Below are 16596 nucleotides of genomic sequence, written 5' to 3' on the forward strand. Positions count from 1 at the left end.
CTGATTGGCTAGCGCGCTTACGATGTGTCGACGGATGCCGGCCCGGCTGCGCGCGGCGCGGGGGCATGGATCGAGTGTAGGCCGCGGCGTCGTGCGATGTGGGGCGCGATAACGTCGAATCGGGAATAATCCCTACGAAATGCACTATTGCGAAAGCGAAAACGGGGTCCGGCGAGCAAAGTGACAGGCGGCTGTATCATTTCGGAAGGCTTTTTGTATCAGTTATGTAATGTGTCCGGCGTACATCGCCATCGAATCAGGAGTCCGGATGACTGAACGTTGCGCTACCGCGTTGCCCGTGTTCGAGACCGAAAGGCTGTGGCTGCGTCCGCGCGTGCTGGCCGATCTCGACGCGAGCATCGCGATGGATCGCGATCCCGAAGTCACGCGGCATGTCGCGGGTCCGTGGCACGATCCGGTCGAGCATCGCCGTTTCGTCACGCACCGGATCACGCGCGACTATCCGCCGGGCCTCGGCTACTGGTCGATCTTCGAGAAGCACGCACCCGACGTGTTCATCGGCTGGATCCTGCTGATTCCCGACTATGCGAACGGCGCACGCGACGTCGAGATCGGCTGGCGGCTCGTGCGCGCGGCGTGGGGGCGCGGCATCGCGTGTGAAGCCGCGGCGGCCGTCGTGCGTCACGCGTTCGACACCGTGCGGCTGCCGCGCGTGATCGCGGATATCGCCGAGGCGAACACGGGTTCGCTGAACGTCGCGCGCAAGCTCGGCATGCGTCGCGTGAGCGTCGTGCACGACGGGATTCCCTACGTTCGCCACCGTCTCGAACGCGACGATCTGCGCGCGTAACCGTGTGCCGGCCCGGCCGGTTGTCAGAGAGGGTCAATCACGCGCGCATCGAGGTCGCGACGTATTAACGGCTCACAGGATCAGGAGTATCGTTGCCGGAAATCAGCAACATGGGGTACGACCATGGCACTCGGCAACGACGTTCATCTCATTCCCGTCAGGCTCGACGCGTTGCGTCCGACGCAGATGACGGTCGGCTATCGCGAAGTGAAAGCGAAGCGCAAGCACTGGAAGGCGCTCGACAAGCGCGCGCGCAAGGCCGCGATCGAATCGCACTGGTTCCCGGCCGTCCTCGGCCCGGACGGCCTGCATTACATCACCGATCACCATCATCTCGGCCTCGCGCTGATCGAGGAAGGGGAGTCGCGCGTCAACGCGATGCTGCTGAAGGATCTGTCCTGGCTCGACGACACGATCTTCTGGCGGATGATGGAACACAACCAGTGGGTGCATCCGTTCGGCGCGGACGGATCGCGTCGCGACTACGCGCATCTGCCGAAGGCGCTCACGGGGCTCGAGGACGATCCGTATCGCAGCCTCGCGGGCGAACTGCGCACGGCGGGCGGTTACGCGAAGGACGCGACGCCGTTCAGCGAATTCCTGTGGGCCGACTACCTGCGCCAGCACGTCACGCTCGACCAGATCCGCAAGAATTTCGCGAAGGCGCTCGACGCCGCGCTGCATCGTGCACACGACCAGGACGCACGCTATCTGCCCGGCTGGTCGGGCGTCATCGCCGTCAAACCCTGACACGCGCACGGCGCCCATCGCCCCATGACGACTGTCCCGATCCGCCCGGATGCCGGCCCGCAGCATGCCGACCATTTCGCTGCAGTCGATGCGGCGCCGCCACCTCCGACGCAGCGCATCGGCCTCGATGCGCTGGCCGGCCTGTCGATCGCGGGCCTGCTGATTCCCGAGGCCGTCGCGTATGCGGGCCTTGCCAACCTGCCGCCGCAGGCCGGTCTCATCGCGCTGCTGTCGGGGCTCGTCGTCTATGCGCTGACGGGCAGCAGCCGTTTTGCGATCGTGTCGTCGACGTCGTCGTCGTCCGCCGTGCTCGCGGCGACGGTGCTGGCCGAATCCGGGATGGCGCTTGCCGCGCAACTCGCGCTGGCGGCCGCGCTCGTCGCGATGACGGGCGTGCTGTTCATCCTCGCGGGCGTCGCGCGGCTCGGCGGCATGTCGGACTTCGTTGCACGTCCGGTCCTGCGCGGTTTCACGTTCGGGCTGGCGCTGACGATCGTCATCAAGCAGTTGCCGAAGATTCTCGCGATCTCCGTGCAGCACAGCGATGCGCCGCATGTCGCGCTCGATCTCGTCACCGGCGCGCCGCATGCGAACCTCGCGAGCGTCGCGCTCGGCGCGGCCGCGCTCGCGCTGCTGTTCGTGCTCGGGCGTCGTTCGCGCGTGCCGGCGACGCTCGTCGTGATCGTGCTGTCGATCGCGGCCGGCTACGTGTTCGACTGGCAGCACTACGGGATCGCGATCGTCGGGCACATCGACTTCCGGCATCTCGAATTCGGGTTGCCGCATCTGGACCGCAATGCGTGGATGCAGACGATCGAGCTCGCGTTCGCGTTGATGCTGATCCTGTATGCGGAGTCGTACGGATCGATCCGCAACTTCGCGCTGAAGCACGGCGACAGCGTGTCGCCGAACCGCGATCTCGTCGCGATCGGGTGCGCGAACCTCGTGTCGGGATTGCTGCACGGAATGCCGGTCGGCGCCGGCTATTCGGCGACGTCCGCGAACGAGGCAGCCGGCGCGCAATCGCGTTTCGCGGGGCTATGGGCCGCCGGCGTGGTCGCGCTGATCGTGTGGCTGCTGCTGCCGCAACTCGCACGCACGCCGGAGCCGGTGCTCGCGGCGATCGTGATCTTCGCGGTCAGCCATTCGCTGCATCCCGCGGTGTTCCGGCCGTACTGGATGTGGCATCGCGACCGGCTCGTCGTGATCGCCGCGCTGCTCGCGGTGCTCGTGCTCGGCGTGCTGCACGGGCTGCTTGCGGCAATCGGCGTGAGCCTGCTGCTGACGCTGCGCAAGTTGTCCGAGCCGAGCGTCAGCGTGCTCGGCCGGTTGCGCGACGGTCACGACTTCGTCGACGTCGCGAATCATGCGGATGCGAAGCCCGTGCCGGGCGTGCTGATCGTGCGGCCCGAGGCGCAACTGTTCTTCGCGAACGCGGACCGGATGCTCAATCGCGTGCGTGCGCTGATGAAGGCCGCACCCGATACGCGTACCGTGATGCTGAGCCTCGAGGAAACGCCGGACGTCGACGGCACGACGATCGAGTCGTTGCGTACGTTCGCGGCCGAATGCGCGGCACGCGGGCTGCAGTTCGCGATCGTGCGGCTCAAGGAGCACGCGCTGCATGCATTGCGTCGCGCGGCCGACGATACGCTGCGCGATGATGCGATGTCCGAACTGAGTGTCGACGAGAGTCTGCAGGTGCTGCAGGCGCGCGGCAACGGCGCGAAGGGCGGCGCGTAGCGCAGATCGAAACCTCGCGCCGAGGCGGGGCGCGCGGCGCGGCAGCGGGCGGGCGGCGTTCGACGTTGCGCGCGGGCGACGTGTGGCGCCGCCCGGCACGGCGGGTGCGCGGCGCGATCAGCGCGGGCTGCTCCAGCCCTTGTAGTTCTTCACGTTGTCGCGCGTGATGAGCGTCGGCTCGATCAGGATCATCGGATTGGCCGGCTTCTGGCCGTTCATGATCCCGTAGCCGACGTTCACGGCCTGCTGCGCCATTGCCCACGGATCCTGGCTCGCCGACGCCTGCACGAGCGTATTGGACTTCAGCGCCACCTCGATGTCGGGCGCGCCGTCGACCGACGTGATGACGATGCCCGGGCGGTTCAGCTGTTTCGCCGCGAGATCGCTGCCGATCGCCTGCGGATCGTTGATCGTGAACACGCCGTCGAGCTTCGGAAAGCGCGTCAGGTAGCCCTGCATCGCGTTCATCCCGCCTTCGCGCGAGCCCTTGCCGTCCTGGTCGCTCGACAGCAGCTTGATGCCGGGGTTCTTCGCGAGCATGGCCTTGCAGCCGTTCACGCGATCGATCACGGCCGACACCTGCGGGCCGTTCTCGATAATGACGTTGCCCTTGCCGTTGAGCTTCTTCGCGAGGTAGTCGCACGCGAGTTCGCCGGCCTTCACGTTATTGGTCTGCACGGTCGCGTTCGCGCCGGCGGCCGCGACGTCGACCGCGACGACCGTGATGCCGGCCGCCTGCGCCTTCTTCACCGCCGGCTCGATCGCCTTCGGGTCGGTCGCGTTGAGCAGGATCATGTCGACGTGCGCGGAGATGAAGTTGTCGATCTGCGTGAACTGCTTGTTCAGGTCGTAGTCGGCCGACACCGCGGTGATCTTCGCGTTCGGATTGATCTGCTTCGCGCGCGCTTCGGCGCCTTTGACGATCGTGACGAAGTACGGATTGCCGAGCGATCCGACCGTGACGCCGATCGATTTCAGCGGCTTGTCGGCTGCATGGGCAGCGGCAGTGCCGAAAGCGAGTGCGCAGGCGACGGCGGTCAGGGCGGCTTTGTGCTTGAACATGTCGTTGTGTCTCCGAATGGTTCTTTGGCGGACGGGCGCGGGAGGATCGGCCTGCGCCCCGGGGTTGAGCGATGAGGAAACGATGTCAGGTGCGGGCGGAGTCGCGCTGGCGATAGCGGTCGAGCGCAACGGCGCCGATGATCACGAGGCCCTTGATGATGTACTGCCAGATATCGGATACGCCGAGCAGCACCAGGCCGTTCGTCAGCACCGCGATGATCAGTGCGCCGATCAGCGTGCCGACGATCGAGCCGACGCCGCCGACGAAGCTCGTGCCGCCAAGGATCACCGCGGCGATCGCGTCGAGTTCGTACGACTGGCCGAGCTGCAGGCCGTTGGCCGCATAGAGCCGTGCAGCGGACATCACCGCGCCGAGACCGGCGAGCAGGCCCGACGCCGCATACACGAGCAGCTGGATCGCGCGCACGTTGATGCCCGACAGCCGCGCCGCTTCCGGATTGCCGCCGACCGAGTAGATCCGCATCCCGAGCACCGTGCGGCGCAGGATGAACCACGACAGCGCGATCACCGCACAGGCGATGACGACGAGCCACGGCACGCCGAGGATCGTGCCGTTGCCGATGAACGCGAACGGCAGTTGCGGATTGAAGATGGTCGTGTCGTTGCCGATCAGGCGGGCGACGCCGCGCACGGCCGTCATCGCGCCGAGCGTGACGATGAACGGGGGCAGGCGCAGGAACGAGATCAGGCCGCCGTTGATCGCGCCGAACGCGAGGCCGACGGCGAGCGCGAACGGCACGCCGAGCCAGCCCCAGCCGGGGATGGTCGACGCGAGCAGCGCGGCGACGGCCGACGCGGCGAGCACCGAGCCGACCGACAGGTCGATCCCGCCCGTCAGGATCACGAAGGTCATGCCGGCGGCGAGCACGATGTTGATCGAGGCCTGCTGCGTGACGATCGACAGGTTCTGCAGCGTGAAGAAGCCGTCGGTCATGAACCCGAAGCCGATGCACAGGACCAGCAGCACCGGCAGCATGCCGGCGGTGCGCATCAACGACTGCATGCGCGCGCGATGATCGGCGCCGCGCATCAGGGGCGTACGGTTGGCGACCGGATGGGCCGTCGCGGAAGCGAGGTTCCGCTGCTTGGTCGGGTTGATCATTTCGGTACCTTGAATGAAGAGGGAAATGAAGGGGCCGTGGTCAGTGCGCGTCGGCGAGTTCGGGCTGCGAGCCGGTCGCGAGCGCGATGATCGCTTCCTGCGTGATGGGGGTATGCGTGTGGCCGCCGAGTTCGCCGGCGATCTCGCCTTCGCGCATCACGAGCACGCGATCGGCGACGCCGATGATTTCCGGCAGTTCGCTCGAGATCACGATCACGCCGACGCCCGCGCGGGCCAGCTCGTTGATGATCCGGTAAATCTCGGATTTCGCGCCGATGTCGACACCGCGGGTCGGTTCGTCGAGGATCAGCACGCGCGGCTTCGTTTCCAGCAGGCGCGACAGCAGCACTTTCTGCTGGTTGCCGCCCGACAGCGCGCCGACGTTCACGTTCGCGTTCGGCACGCGGATCGACAGCGATGCGATCGCGTCGCGCGCGCGTTTGGCGCCGCGTGCGAGATCGAGCGCGCCGAGGCGTGCATCGCGGCTGCACACGGAGATGTTGATGTTGTCGCGCACGCTCATGTCGAGGAACAGGCCCTGGCGCTTGCGGTCTTCCGTCAGGTAGACGAGGCCCGCGTCGATCGCGTCGCGCGGCGAATGCGCGCCGAACGTGCGATCGCCCAGCTTCACGTCGCCGCGTGTGCGCGGCTCCGCGCCGAAGATCAGCCGTGCGAGCTCGGTGCGGCCCGCGCCGACGAGCCCCGCGATGCCGAGCACCTCGCCGGCATGGAGATCGAGGCTGCAGCCGCGCACGCGCTCGCCGTCGGCGATGTCGCGGGCCGACAGCAGCAGGTGGCCGGGATCGTACGGCGCATGTTCCTTCTTGTAGAAGCCGGAGATGTCGCGGCCCACCATCATCGCGACGAGCCGTTCGGCCGACAGCGCGTCGCGCTCGAGCGTGCCGACGTACGACCCGTCGCGCAACACCGACACGCGGTCGGACAGTTCGTAGATCTCCGCCATCCGGTGGCTGATGTAGATGATCGCAAGGCCTTCCTCGCGCAACTGGCGAATCAGGCCGAACAGATGTTCGGTTTCGCGCGACGACAGCGGCGTCGTCGGTTCGTCCATCACGAGGATGCGCGCACGGGTGTGCACGGCGCGCGCGATCTCGACGAGCTGCTGCTCGGCGATCGACAGCGTGCCGACGAGCGTATCGGGGCCGAACGGCGCACCGAGACGTTCGAGCACGTCCTGGCAGCCGCGCGCCATCGCCGCGCGGTCGATGGTGCCCCAGCGCCGGTTGCCGCGGCGCAGCTCGCGGCCGACGTAGATGTTTTCCGCGACGCTCAGGTTTGGCGCGAGGCACAGCTCCTGGTAGATCACCGCGACACCGGCATCGCGCGCGGCGAGCGGGCCGTCGATGTCGATGCGCTCGCCGTCGATCAGGATTTCGCCGCCGGCGTCGGCGCGATACGCGCCCGACAGGATCTTCATCAGCGTCGATTTACCCGCGCCGTTCTCGCCCATCAGCGAGTGGATCTCGCCCGGATAGACGGTCAGGCTGACGTTGTCGAGCGCGCGCACGGCCGGGAACGTCTTGCTGATTCCGCGCATCTCGAGCAGCGGTCGGGGCGACTCAGATCGCGACATGGTTGACCTCCTGCGATTCGGTGCGGGCGCCCTTGAGGATGCCGGCCCGCGGGGAGAAGTTGAAGTACATCGGCAGCGTTGCGGCGCCGATCGCGCCGGCGTCGGCGCCGAACGTGCCGCGCACGAGCGTCGGCGTGCCGCGCGCTTCCGGGGCGGTGGCGACGAGCGCGGCGCGCAGGCGGCTCGTCACCGCATCGAGCAGGCCCGCATCGGTATCGGCGTCGAGCACGACCACCGGCGCATCGACGACGCACAGCACCGCGCGCAAGGCCGGCGCGAGCGCGTCGACACAGTCGTCTATCCATTCGTCGACTGCCGGCAGGCCGCGTGCGATGCAGGCCTCGAGATCGGCGCGGTTCTCGACCGTCTCGCCGTGATGGCGCAGGTGGCGCACGAGCGCATGCAGCGACGCGCGCGCGAGCAGGATGTCCCACGGGCCGCGCGGTGGCGGCGCCGACACGAGCCGGCTCGGCGGCACGGGAATCACGGCGATGTCGCCGGCGTTGCCGGTCACGCCGCGCAGGCAGTCGCCGTCGATCGCGATGCCGCCGCCGATCGCGGGCCCGATGAACAGGTAGACGAAGTCGTCGCACTGCCGGCCGTATCCGTAGAACAGTTCGGCGATCGCGGCTGCGTTGCCGTCGTTTTCGCCGAACACGGGCAGCGACAGCGTGCGCCCGAGGTCGCTCGCGAAGTCGACGTCTTCCCATGCACGGAACGTGTCGGGCGCGAGGCCGAGCTCGCGCATCCATGCGCCGAGGTTGTAAGGCTGGGCGACGCCGACGCCCGTCAGGCGTGCGCGCTCATGGTCGGGCAGCAGGTCCTGCATCGCGTCGATGTCGCGCCGAACGATGTCGAGCACGTCGGCGGGCGGGGGGAGCAGCGTGTCGTGCGAGCGGCGGCCGAGCACGTCGCCGGCGAAATTGACGAGCGCCGTCTCGATGCGCATCCGGTCCAGATGGACGCCGATGCCGAACGCGCCGCGCGGGTCGAGACGGATCAGCGACGCCGGCTGGCCGCGCTGGCCTTCGGTGCGGCCGGCGAATTCGATCAGCTTCGCATCGGCGAGCGACGCGATGATGCTGCCGACTGCCGTGCCCGTCATGTTCGCGAGGCGGGCGAGGTCGGCCTTCGACGCGCTGCCCGCACGGCGCAGCGTCTTCAGCAGCAGGCGCTCGTTATAACGGCGCACGTTGGCCGAGTTGCTTCCCTGGCCGATGTGCGGGCTTCTCATCGCGTCTCCTTCGATGTCTCGCCTTTCGATGGCGAATTAAATAAATCACGTTGATTTATTTAACCGTGTGCGCGCAAGCATGTCAGCCTAGGGAAATCCCGGTTGCGTTCAGGGGTGCGGGAGAGCGGTTGGTTTTCGTCCTGGGGCAATCGAGGCGGGAAGGAGGGCGTGTCACGCGCATCGGTCAGTGAGGTGGCGCGAAGAGGGGGATGTCTGTCAGTGCAGCGCTTCGGCCCGATCCCGTGGACCGGCGATTTGCAGTGGCGCTCGATGTGGAGGCTGGCCTGTCAGGCATCAGCGCGGATGGCGGCGATTTGTCCGGACGCGAAGATGGCAGGAGAGAGGGCGCGCGCCGTGCGTGTTGTCGGAGCGATATGAAGCGTGCCGTTGTATTGGCTTTCGTGTGCAGAAATGAAAAAAGGCCGGCTAAAAGCCGGCCTTTTTAGAAAACAGATGGTGCCCAGGAGAGGACTCGAACCTCCACGATGTTGCCACCGCTAGGACCTGAACCTAGTGCGTCTACCAATTCCGCCACCTGGGCACGTTTCGCTTGCTGCGATGCGAAGACCGCTATTCTAGCGGGTTCGAGGGATCTGTCAATACAATTTGAGGTCGCGAACGCAAATAATTTTGCGGCGTGCCTGCCTTGTTTGCTTGCTGCGCCGGGTGAGGGGCGTCGAGGAGATGGCGGTGCATCGACGACGCGGCATGATTCCCGTGGATGTGGGCCAGGGCATGCGCGTGTGTCGATTCGGCGCCGGAAATGAAAATCTAGGGTCAGCCCGATTTTTGCAAGTGAGACAGCGCTGGCATAAAAGTGGACTTGCTCGAATCTATCCGGGACGGGAAGGATCCCGCCCCATGACGAGAAACTGCCAAAGACTTCCGTGATGTCGATCGAGGCCAACCGGCTCCGAACAAATACGGTTGCTATCAGCATCATGAACGTATCAAGCATGACAATGCTCGCGCGGCTTTGTCGCAACTCCCAGTGCGGCCATTGACCTCACAGCCCCGGACGCGGGCCCGCAACCTTGTATCGCGAGCTTCGATAGCGCTCGCCCCCGGCATCTTCTCCTCGCTGGACCCGACCCAGATAAGCGTCATGCAACGCATCGAGTTGTTGCAGCGCTTCGGCAGTGCCGTGCGCGACCACACGTCCCCCCTCGATGACATAACCCGACCGGGCATAGCGCAACGCGACCGTAGCGTTCTGCTCCGCCAGCAGGAAGCTGACTCCTTCGTCGTGATTGAGCCGAGCGACCGTTTCGAAGATTTCTTCGACCACCAGGGGGGCGAGACCCATGGACGGCTCGTCGAGCAACACGAGCGATGGCCGCGCCATGAGCGCGCGGCCGATCGCCACCATTTGCTGCTCGCCGCCCGATGTATAGCCCGCCAGCGCTTGGCGACGCTCCTTCAGACGCGGAAAGATCGTGTAGACGCGTTCGAGGTCCGCTTCGAGGTCGCGAGACCTCGGCCGCCGGACAAACGCGCCGAGGCGCAGATTCTGTTCGACCGACAAATGCGCAAAGCAGCGCCGCCCCTCCAGTACCTGCACGAGTCCACGGTCGGCGAGCGTCCACGGGTCAGCATCGGTGATCGTGTCGCCGCGATAAGCGATGCGGCCGGCCGTCAGTGCGCCCCGTTCGGCGCGAATCAGACTCGATATCGCCTTGAGGGTGGTGGTCTTGCCGGCGCCGTTGCCGCCCAGCAGCGCGACGATGGAGCCCGCCGGCACCACGAGTGAAACGTCGCGCAACGCAGGGATGATCTGGTTGTACGTCACGGCAATCTCGTCGACCTGCAGGATCGGGGCGGCGCTCATGCTCAGATGTCCTTGCTGCAATCGCGCGGCGTAATGCCTTTTTCCTTGGCGTACGCGTTTGCCGATTTTTCGATGATCGGACGCAGCAGTGCGCGGTCTGCCTGCACCCAGCCGCTGATGACCTTCCATTTTTCACCGTCCCATTGCTGGAAGCGCACCGCCCCGCCGCCTTCGTGGTCGGAGCAGGACAGCTTCAGCGGTTGAACGAGGCCGTAGGCGCCCAGTTGCTTGAGGCGCGCGTCGTCGAGATTCAGATGCTCGAACCCCCAGCGCACCTGCTCGCCGGTCAGCGGCTTGTCGCCGAATTTTGCCTGTGCGACGCGTAACGCCTCGACGTTCAGAATGCCGTTTACCACGCCAAGGTTGTAGTAGACCGTGCCGAAGCGCGCCGGATCCTTCAGGTTGCCGTTGCCGGGCTTCACCACATACTGGTTAATGGCCTGCAGCACGGGAAAGTCGGTGCCGGACGGATGTGTCGTGATCGAGATAAAGCCTTTCGCGGCGTCGCCTGCCGGGCGCGCGTCCTCTTCCGAGTTGCTCCAGATGTTGCCGATGATGTGGTTGGCGGGGAAGCCGACCTTCTGCGCGGACTTGAGCGCCACGGGGTTCATCACGCCCCAGCCGCGCAGAATCACCCAGTCCGGATTGATACGATGGATCGTGAGCCATTGCGAGCCCTGTTCGTTGCCCGGATGGGGCACTTCGATCTGGGTGAGTTCGAAGCCATATTTCTTCGCCAGGACATTCAGCACCGGAATCGTCTCGCGGCCATACGGCGAGCCGTGATAGAGCACGACGATCTTCTTGCCCTTGAGCTTGTCCGCGCCGCCCGACTGCTGGCCGATGTAGTTCACGATCGCCGAGACTTCGCTGTACGGGTTGAGCTGCAGCGGAAACACATACGGGAAGACCGCGCCGTCCGTCGAGTCGGTGCGGCCGTGGTTGATCGTGATGAGCGGAATCTTGTCGGCCGTCGAGCGATCGATGGTGGCATAGGCGATACCTACCGATAGCGGGTTCGTTGCCGCCGCCGGGGCGCCGTTGAGGCCGCGCTTGAGTCGCTCGTAGCATTCCACGCCTTTTTCGACGACATATTCGGTCTCGCATTCACTCCACGTCAGCTTGACGCCGTTGACGCCGCCGTCGCGCTTGTTGACGAGATTGAGATAGTCGATGAAGCCGCCGAAGAAGCCGCTGCCGCCCGCCGCGTAGGGCCCGACGCGATAGCTCTGCAATGGGAAGTATTCTTCGCCGGCCGCGTGGGCCGAAGATGTCATGCCGCCGGACACGAGCGCGAGTGTCAGGCTCGCGGCAATGGCAACGCGCGACAAGGCGAGGCGGTTTGCGGAGGATACGATGAATTTCATACGTTATGCACCTGTCGATGGATAGAAAGCCGTGTTGAAGCTGGAATGGATGAAGCTGCATTCAGGCGCGCAGCGGCCAGTCGCGCAGACGTAGCCGCGCGATCTGGGCCAGTCGCGCGAGCCCGTCCGGCTCCTTGACGAGAAAGACGATGATCAGCGTGCCAAACAGGATCTTTTGCAGGTTCTGCAACTGGTCGGCAGCGATACCGACGCTCGCGAGCGCGCCTGCAGCGTTGGACAGCAGCACCGGCAACAGCACGATGAACGCCGCCCCCAGAAAATTCCCGCCAATACTGCCCATGCCGCCGATGATGATGATGAACAGCACCTCGAACGACAGGTTCAGATCGAAACCGTGCGGTTCGACCGTGCCGAGATAGGCGAATGCCCACAGGGCGCCCGCGATGCCGATGACGAACGAACTGAGCGCGAAGGCGAGCAGCTTGGTGCGCGCGATCGGGATGCCGATGACGCGTGCGGCCGTGTCCATATCGCGCACCGCCATCCAGCGGCGGCCGAGCTCGCTGCGCACGAGGCTCGCGGCGCCGACGAACAGCACGACGACGACCCCGAGCACCAGCAGATAGCGTGACGCGGGCGTGTCTATTTTCCAGCCGAACATGGCCAGTTTCGGTGCGCTGAGTACGCCGGAGCTATCGTTGTTCGAAAACCAGCCGACCCGCGTGAAGATCCATTCGACGAAGAACTGCGCGGCCAGCGTCGACACGATCAGATAAAACCCCTTGATCCGGATGCTGGGCAAGCCGAACAGTGCGCCCACGGCGGCCGTGATCAGTCCGCCGAGAAGCAGGTCCACGGGAAGCGGCAAGCCGGGCACGCGCACGATCAGGTTGTAGGTTGCATAGGCCCCGACTGACATGAATGCGGCAGTCCCAAGCGACAACTGCCCCGCGAAGCCGGTGACGAGATTCAGGCCTAGCCCGGCCAGCGACAGCACGAGGAACGGAATCAGAATCGCGTTGAGCCAATAGTCATTGCCCCATGCCGGGATGGCGACGAACAGCGTGACGGCGGCCAGCAGCAGGCCCAGTCTCGACGGCAGACGGCGCAAGCCTGGTTTGCCCGTGAGCTGCGCAGTGGTGGGAATCGAAGCCATGATGGAGCTCACACGCGTTCTACGGCAGGTTCGCCGAACAGGCCAAAGGGACGCGCGAGGAGAAACAGCATCGCGAGCACATAGGGAAACCAGTTTTCGATCCCGCCGCCGAGCAGGGGGCCGACATAGACCTCGGCCAGCTTCTCCGACGCGCCGATCAGCAGGCCGCCGACTATCGCGCCCTCGATTGAGGAAAAGCCGCCAATGATCAGCACGGGCAATGCCTTCAGCACCACGAGCGATAGCGAGAATTGCACGCCGAGTCGCGCGCCCCACAAAAGCCCCGCAACCAGACTGACGAAACCCGCGAGGGCCCAGACGATCGCCCAGACGCGCGGCAGGCGCACGCCGACGGCCAGGGCCGCGAGCGGGTCGTCGGCGACCGCGCGCAGCGTCAGTCCGAACCGGGTGCAGTTCGTGAGCAGCGACAGGCCGGCGACGAGCACGGCGGCGGTGGCGGCGGCAAACAGGTCGAACTGGCTGATCATCACGCCGCCGAGTTCGAGAGGTTTATCGTCGATGCCGAGATCGAGCCCGTGAACCTGCGCGCCCCAGAACAACTGCGCGGCGCCTTCGATGATGAAGCTCAGACCGAGCGTCGCCATGAACAGAACGATCGGCGGCCGGTTGACGAGCGGTCGCAGTACGAGACGGCCGATCGCGAGCGCGATCGCGACGAGGGCGACGAGCGTGAGCCCGAACGCGAGCCATGGGCTAAGGTGCCGCTCGACGAGGCTGACGAACGTCAGCGCACCGAACAGCACGAGCGAGCCCTGCGCGAAGTTGAACACGCCCGATGCCTTGTATATCAGCACGAAGCCGATGGCGACCATCGAGTACATCACGCCGGCCAGCAGGCCGCCGACCAGCACTTCAAGAAAAAATCCCATGTTTTACGGTCTCTCAGTGACGGGTGCCGAGATAGGCGGCCAGCACGTCGGGATGGGTCCGAACCTCGGCAGGGGTACCGTCGGCGATCTTTTTTCCGTAATCGAGCACGACCACGTGATTCGACAGATCCATCACCACGCCGATGTCGTGCTCGATCAGCACGACCGTCACGCCGAACTGTCTGTTGGCATCGAGGACATAGCCCGCCATCGCGTGTTTCTCGTCAGCGTTCATGCCGGCCATCGGTTCGTCCAGCAGGAGCAGGCGCGGCTCGGCGGCGAGCGCGCGGGCCAGTTCGACGCGCTTTTGAACACCGTAAGACAAGGTGCCGACCGTGCTATTCCGGTAGCGCTGCAGATCGAGCGCTTCGATGACGATCTCGGCGCGGTGACGCTGTACGGCTTCATCGGAGCGGGCGCGGCCGATGTGCAGCGTTTGCTCGAACCACGTACTGCGGCGATGCAGATTGCGGCCAGTGAGCACGTTATCGAGCACGCTCATCCGGCGAAACAGCGCGATGTTCTGGAACGTGCGTGCAATACCCTTGTGCGCCGCGTGATACGGATTCATCCGTCGATAGACGTGGCCATCGAAACGGACATTGCCCTGCTGCGGTTGATACACGCCATTGATGACGTTCAGCAGCGAGCTTTTTCCCGCGCCGTTCGGGCCGATCAGCGCGCAGATTTCTCCCGCCGTCACGTCGAAGCTGATGTCGGTGATCGCTTTCACGCCTTTGAACGACAGCGAGATATGGTCGAGTGACAGCAGGGTGGGATAGGACGAGGTCATCGAGCGAGGAGTCCTTGATCAATAGGCCGGTTGGGCCGGCGAGGCGTCGTCCGGGTGGCGTGGTTGCGGCGCATCGGCGCTTGCCGACGTGACGCGCTGCCAGTTGCCCGCATCGGGCCACGGATGAACGTCCACACGCAACGCGTCGAACAATGCGGCGGTCTTGTCATCGAGTGCGGCTCCGACCACGAGCGCCGCATGCGTACGCGAAAAGCCGATTACCTCGCGCAACGGTCGGGCGACGAACCACCACGTGAATGTGCGCTCAGGAAAGCCGGCCTGCTTGCGCAGTGCGCGACCGATCAGCTTGCGCCGCCATGAGCGCCGGCCCGGCAACCGGTCGTCGACGAGCTGCGCGACCCGCGCGTACGTTTCGCGCGTGCCCGCGACGAGCGTCGGCGCGAGTTCGCGCCGGTCGTTGTCGCGGGTTTCCAGCGATTCCGGAAAGTTCAGCCGGAAACCGCTGACTATCCACGGCGCGATCAGATACCGGGCCTGCGCCGCCGCGGCGAATCCGCGGGCAGCGAAGGCTTCGTCGCCGGCGTGCAGCTTTTCGGCGAGCGCGAGATGCCGTGCTTCGTGGACCAGCGCTGCGTGGGTGAAGCGCTGTTCCACGAGTCGTCCGTCCTCATCGACGCGAAGAAACCCGAAGGCATCGCCATGCTCGTGCGCGACAGGCGCAAACGCGTCATTGCGTCGTGACGCGAGTGTCCGGTAGTCGATCACGGAAGGATGCGGATGCGCCGGCAGGTCGCGCAGATTGGCGTCGATCACATGCTGCGAAAGCGCGAGCAGGCGATCGACCTGGCGGTCGTCCTCGGCGAACACGAAACGCGGCTTCAGATGAAGCACTGCGGCGCGCAGTACTTCGTCGTCGAGTTGTGGATCGAGCGGTATCGCGACACCACCGCTCCATTGCGCGGCGAGCGACAGCAGCAACGCCTGCTCACGCGGCTGACTGACGAGCAGCAACCCGTCGCCGGCTGCGAAGTTCCGCTCCGTCAGGCCTGCTGCCAGGCGCTCGACCGTCGTGGCGAGTGCCTGCCACGACGACGCGTGCCACGCGCCGAGCCTCTTGTGGCGCAACGCCAGGGCATGCGGGCGGTGCTGCGCCTGGTGGCGCAACCAGGCCGGCAGGGTCAACTGCTCGACGCTCGCCATGCTCAGGCAGCCTTTGCCTGCTGCTTGCGTTCGAGTTCTCGCACGAGCGGCAGCACGCGCTTGCCGAAGTACTCCACTTCCTCGATGAAGTGAAGAAAGCCGGTGAGCACGAGATCGACGCCGACGGATTTCAGCTCGACGATCCGTTCCGCGATCTGCTGCGGTGTGCCGATCAGGTTGGTGCGGAAGCCGTCGTTGTATTGCACAAGATCTTCGAACGTCGATTTCGCCCAGTTGCCTTCACCTTCGGGCGAAGCCTTGCCGGCCTGCTTGACCGCGTCGCCGAAGGCATGCACGGCCTCAACGTGAGCATGTTTGATGATGTCGTCGAGGACCGCCTTCGCTTCTTCCTCGGTATCGCGGGCGATCACGAAGGCATTCACGCCGATGCGAACCTTGTGATCATTCTTTGCCGCCTTCGCCTGGATGTCGTCGATCTGAGCCTTCAGGTTCTCGGGCGTGTTGCCGTTGGTGAAATACCAGTCGGACACGCTTGCGGCATTGTCGCGCGCGGCGCGCGAGCTGCCACCCTGGAAAATCTCGGGATGCGGTTTCTGTACCGGCTTGGGACTTAGGGTGTAGTCGTTGAAGCGATAGAAGTCACCCTTGAAGGTGAAGTTGTCCTGCGTCCAGATGCCTTTCAGCGCCTGAATGAATTCGTTCGAACGACGATACCGCTCGTCGTGCTCCAGCCACGGTTCCCCGATCGCGGTGAATTCGCCCTTGAACCAGCCGCTGACCACATTGATGGCGATGCGGCCGTTCGAAATGTGGTCGATGGTGGCCAACTGCTTGGCGACGACGGCCGGATGCCAGGGGCCCGGCAGGATCGCGGCCAGCACCTTGAGCCGGGTGGTCGCGTGCAGGAGGGCCTGACTGAACGACACCGACTCGTGCTGATATTCCGCGCCATAGCCCGCCGTGAAGCGGATCTGGCTCAGCGCGTATTCGAAGCCGGCCTGCTCGGCGGCTTGCGCGAGCTTCTGGTTGTATTCCAGACTCCAGTCGGTGCGTTGCTCGATCGTGCTGACGACCAGGCCGCCGCTGACGTTAGGGACCCAGTAGGCGAATTTGACTGCGTCGTCGTGCGAGGAAGGTTGGCTCATTTGGTATTCCTGAAGAG

Annotated in this window: 14 protein-coding genes and 1 tRNA gene; 3 read left to right on the forward strand and 12 right to left on the reverse strand. The window is 65.3% G+C overall.

What is annotated here, in order from left to right; genetic code table 11:
• Nucleotides 1-268 precede the first annotated feature (268 nt).
• From DCN14_RS22525 to DCN14_RS22535, 3 genes are all read left to right on the forward strand, one after another.
• The gene (locus tag DCN14_RS22525; RefSeq protein ID WP_096508298.1) at nucleotides 269-811 is read left to right on the forward strand and encodes a GNAT family N-acetyltransferase; all 543 of its coding nucleotides are present in this window, start codon (nucleotides 269-271) and stop codon (nucleotides 809-811) included.
• Nucleotides 812-934: 123 nt separating this feature from the next.
• Nucleotides 935-1561, forward strand: a complete 627-nt coding sequence (locus DCN14_RS22530; RefSeq protein WP_096508299.1) for a ParB-like protein — start codon at nucleotides 935-937, stop codon at nucleotides 1559-1561.
• Between the two features lie 24 nt (nucleotides 1562-1585).
• Entirely contained in the window at nucleotides 1586-3304 is a 1719-nt protein-coding gene (locus DCN14_RS22535) for a SulP family inorganic anion transporter (RefSeq protein ID WP_096508300.1), read from the forward strand.
• A gap of 117 nt (nucleotides 3305-3421) precedes the next feature.
• Here the strand turns inward: DCN14_RS22535 and DCN14_RS22540 are convergent, their stop codons facing one another.
• The 12 genes from DCN14_RS22540 to sfnG form a co-directional block, all read right to left on the reverse strand.
• Nucleotides 3422-4366: an ABC transporter substrate-binding protein gene (locus DCN14_RS22540; RefSeq protein WP_096508301.1), complete on the reverse strand. Its 945-nt coding sequence runs from the start codon at nucleotides 4364-4366 to the stop codon at nucleotides 3422-3424.
• Between the two features lie 85 nt (nucleotides 4367-4451).
• Nucleotides 4452-5489: a ribose ABC transporter permease gene (locus DCN14_RS22545; RefSeq protein ID WP_096508302.1), complete on the reverse strand. Its 1038-nt coding sequence runs from the start codon at nucleotides 5487-5489 to the stop codon at nucleotides 4452-4454.
• Between the two features lie 40 nt (nucleotides 5490-5529).
• Complete coding sequence (locus DCN14_RS22550) at nucleotides 5530-7083, reverse strand: sugar ABC transporter ATP-binding protein (protein ID WP_096508303.1); 1554 nt, start codon at nucleotides 7081-7083, stop codon at nucleotides 5530-5532.
• Nucleotides 7070-8317, reverse strand: a complete 1248-nt coding sequence (locus DCN14_RS22555) for an ROK family protein (protein ID WP_096508304.1) — start codon at nucleotides 8315-8317, stop codon at nucleotides 7070-7072. The genes DCN14_RS22550 and DCN14_RS22555 overlap by 14 nt, the downstream gene beginning before the upstream one ends.
• Before the next feature lie 454 nt (nucleotides 8318-8771).
• Nucleotides 8772-8858, reverse strand: a tRNA-Leu gene (locus DCN14_RS22560).
• A gap of 465 nt (nucleotides 8859-9323) precedes the next feature.
• A complete protein-coding gene (locus tag DCN14_RS22565; protein ID WP_096508305.1) occupies nucleotides 9324-10145 on the reverse strand; it encodes an ABC transporter ATP-binding protein in 822 nt (273 codons plus the stop codon).
• 2 nt (nucleotides 10146-10147) lie between these two features.
• Nucleotides 10148-11422 (reverse strand): ABC transporter substrate-binding protein, encoded by a 1275-nt coding sequence (locus DCN14_RS22570; RefSeq protein ID WP_239007918.1) that lies wholly within the window; start codon nucleotides 11420-11422, stop codon nucleotides 10148-10150.
• A 151-nt stretch (nucleotides 11423-11573) separates the two neighbouring features.
• Nucleotides 11574-12629, reverse strand: a complete 1056-nt coding sequence (locus tag DCN14_RS22575) for a branched-chain amino acid ABC transporter permease (RefSeq protein WP_096508307.1) — start codon at nucleotides 12627-12629, stop codon at nucleotides 11574-11576.
• Between the two features lie 8 nt (nucleotides 12630-12637).
• A complete protein-coding gene (locus DCN14_RS22580) occupies nucleotides 12638-13519 on the reverse strand; it encodes a branched-chain amino acid ABC transporter permease (RefSeq protein ID WP_096508308.1) in 882 nt (293 codons plus the stop codon).
• Nucleotides 13520-13532: 13 nt separating this feature from the next.
• A complete protein-coding gene (locus DCN14_RS22585) occupies nucleotides 13533-14312 on the reverse strand; it encodes an ABC transporter ATP-binding protein (protein ID WP_096508309.1) in 780 nt (259 codons plus the stop codon).
• A gap of 18 nt (nucleotides 14313-14330) precedes the next feature.
• The gene (locus tag DCN14_RS22590) at nucleotides 14331-15473 is read right to left on the reverse strand and encodes an AMP-binding protein (RefSeq protein ID WP_096508310.1); all 1143 of its coding nucleotides are present in this window, start codon (nucleotides 15471-15473) and stop codon (nucleotides 14331-14333) included.
• A 2-nt stretch (nucleotides 15474-15475) separates the two neighbouring features.
• Entirely contained in the window at nucleotides 15476-16579 is a 1104-nt protein-coding gene (sfnG, locus tag DCN14_RS22595) for a dimethylsulfone monooxygenase SfnG (RefSeq protein ID WP_096508311.1), read from the reverse strand.
• Between the last annotated feature and the right edge of the window lie 17 nt (nucleotides 16580-16596).

It is taken from the genome of Burkholderia sp. IDO3 (assembly GCF_003366075.1).
In the GTDB taxonomy this organism is placed as follows: domain Bacteria; phylum Pseudomonadota; class Gammaproteobacteria; order Burkholderiales; family Burkholderiaceae; genus Burkholderia; species Burkholderia anthina.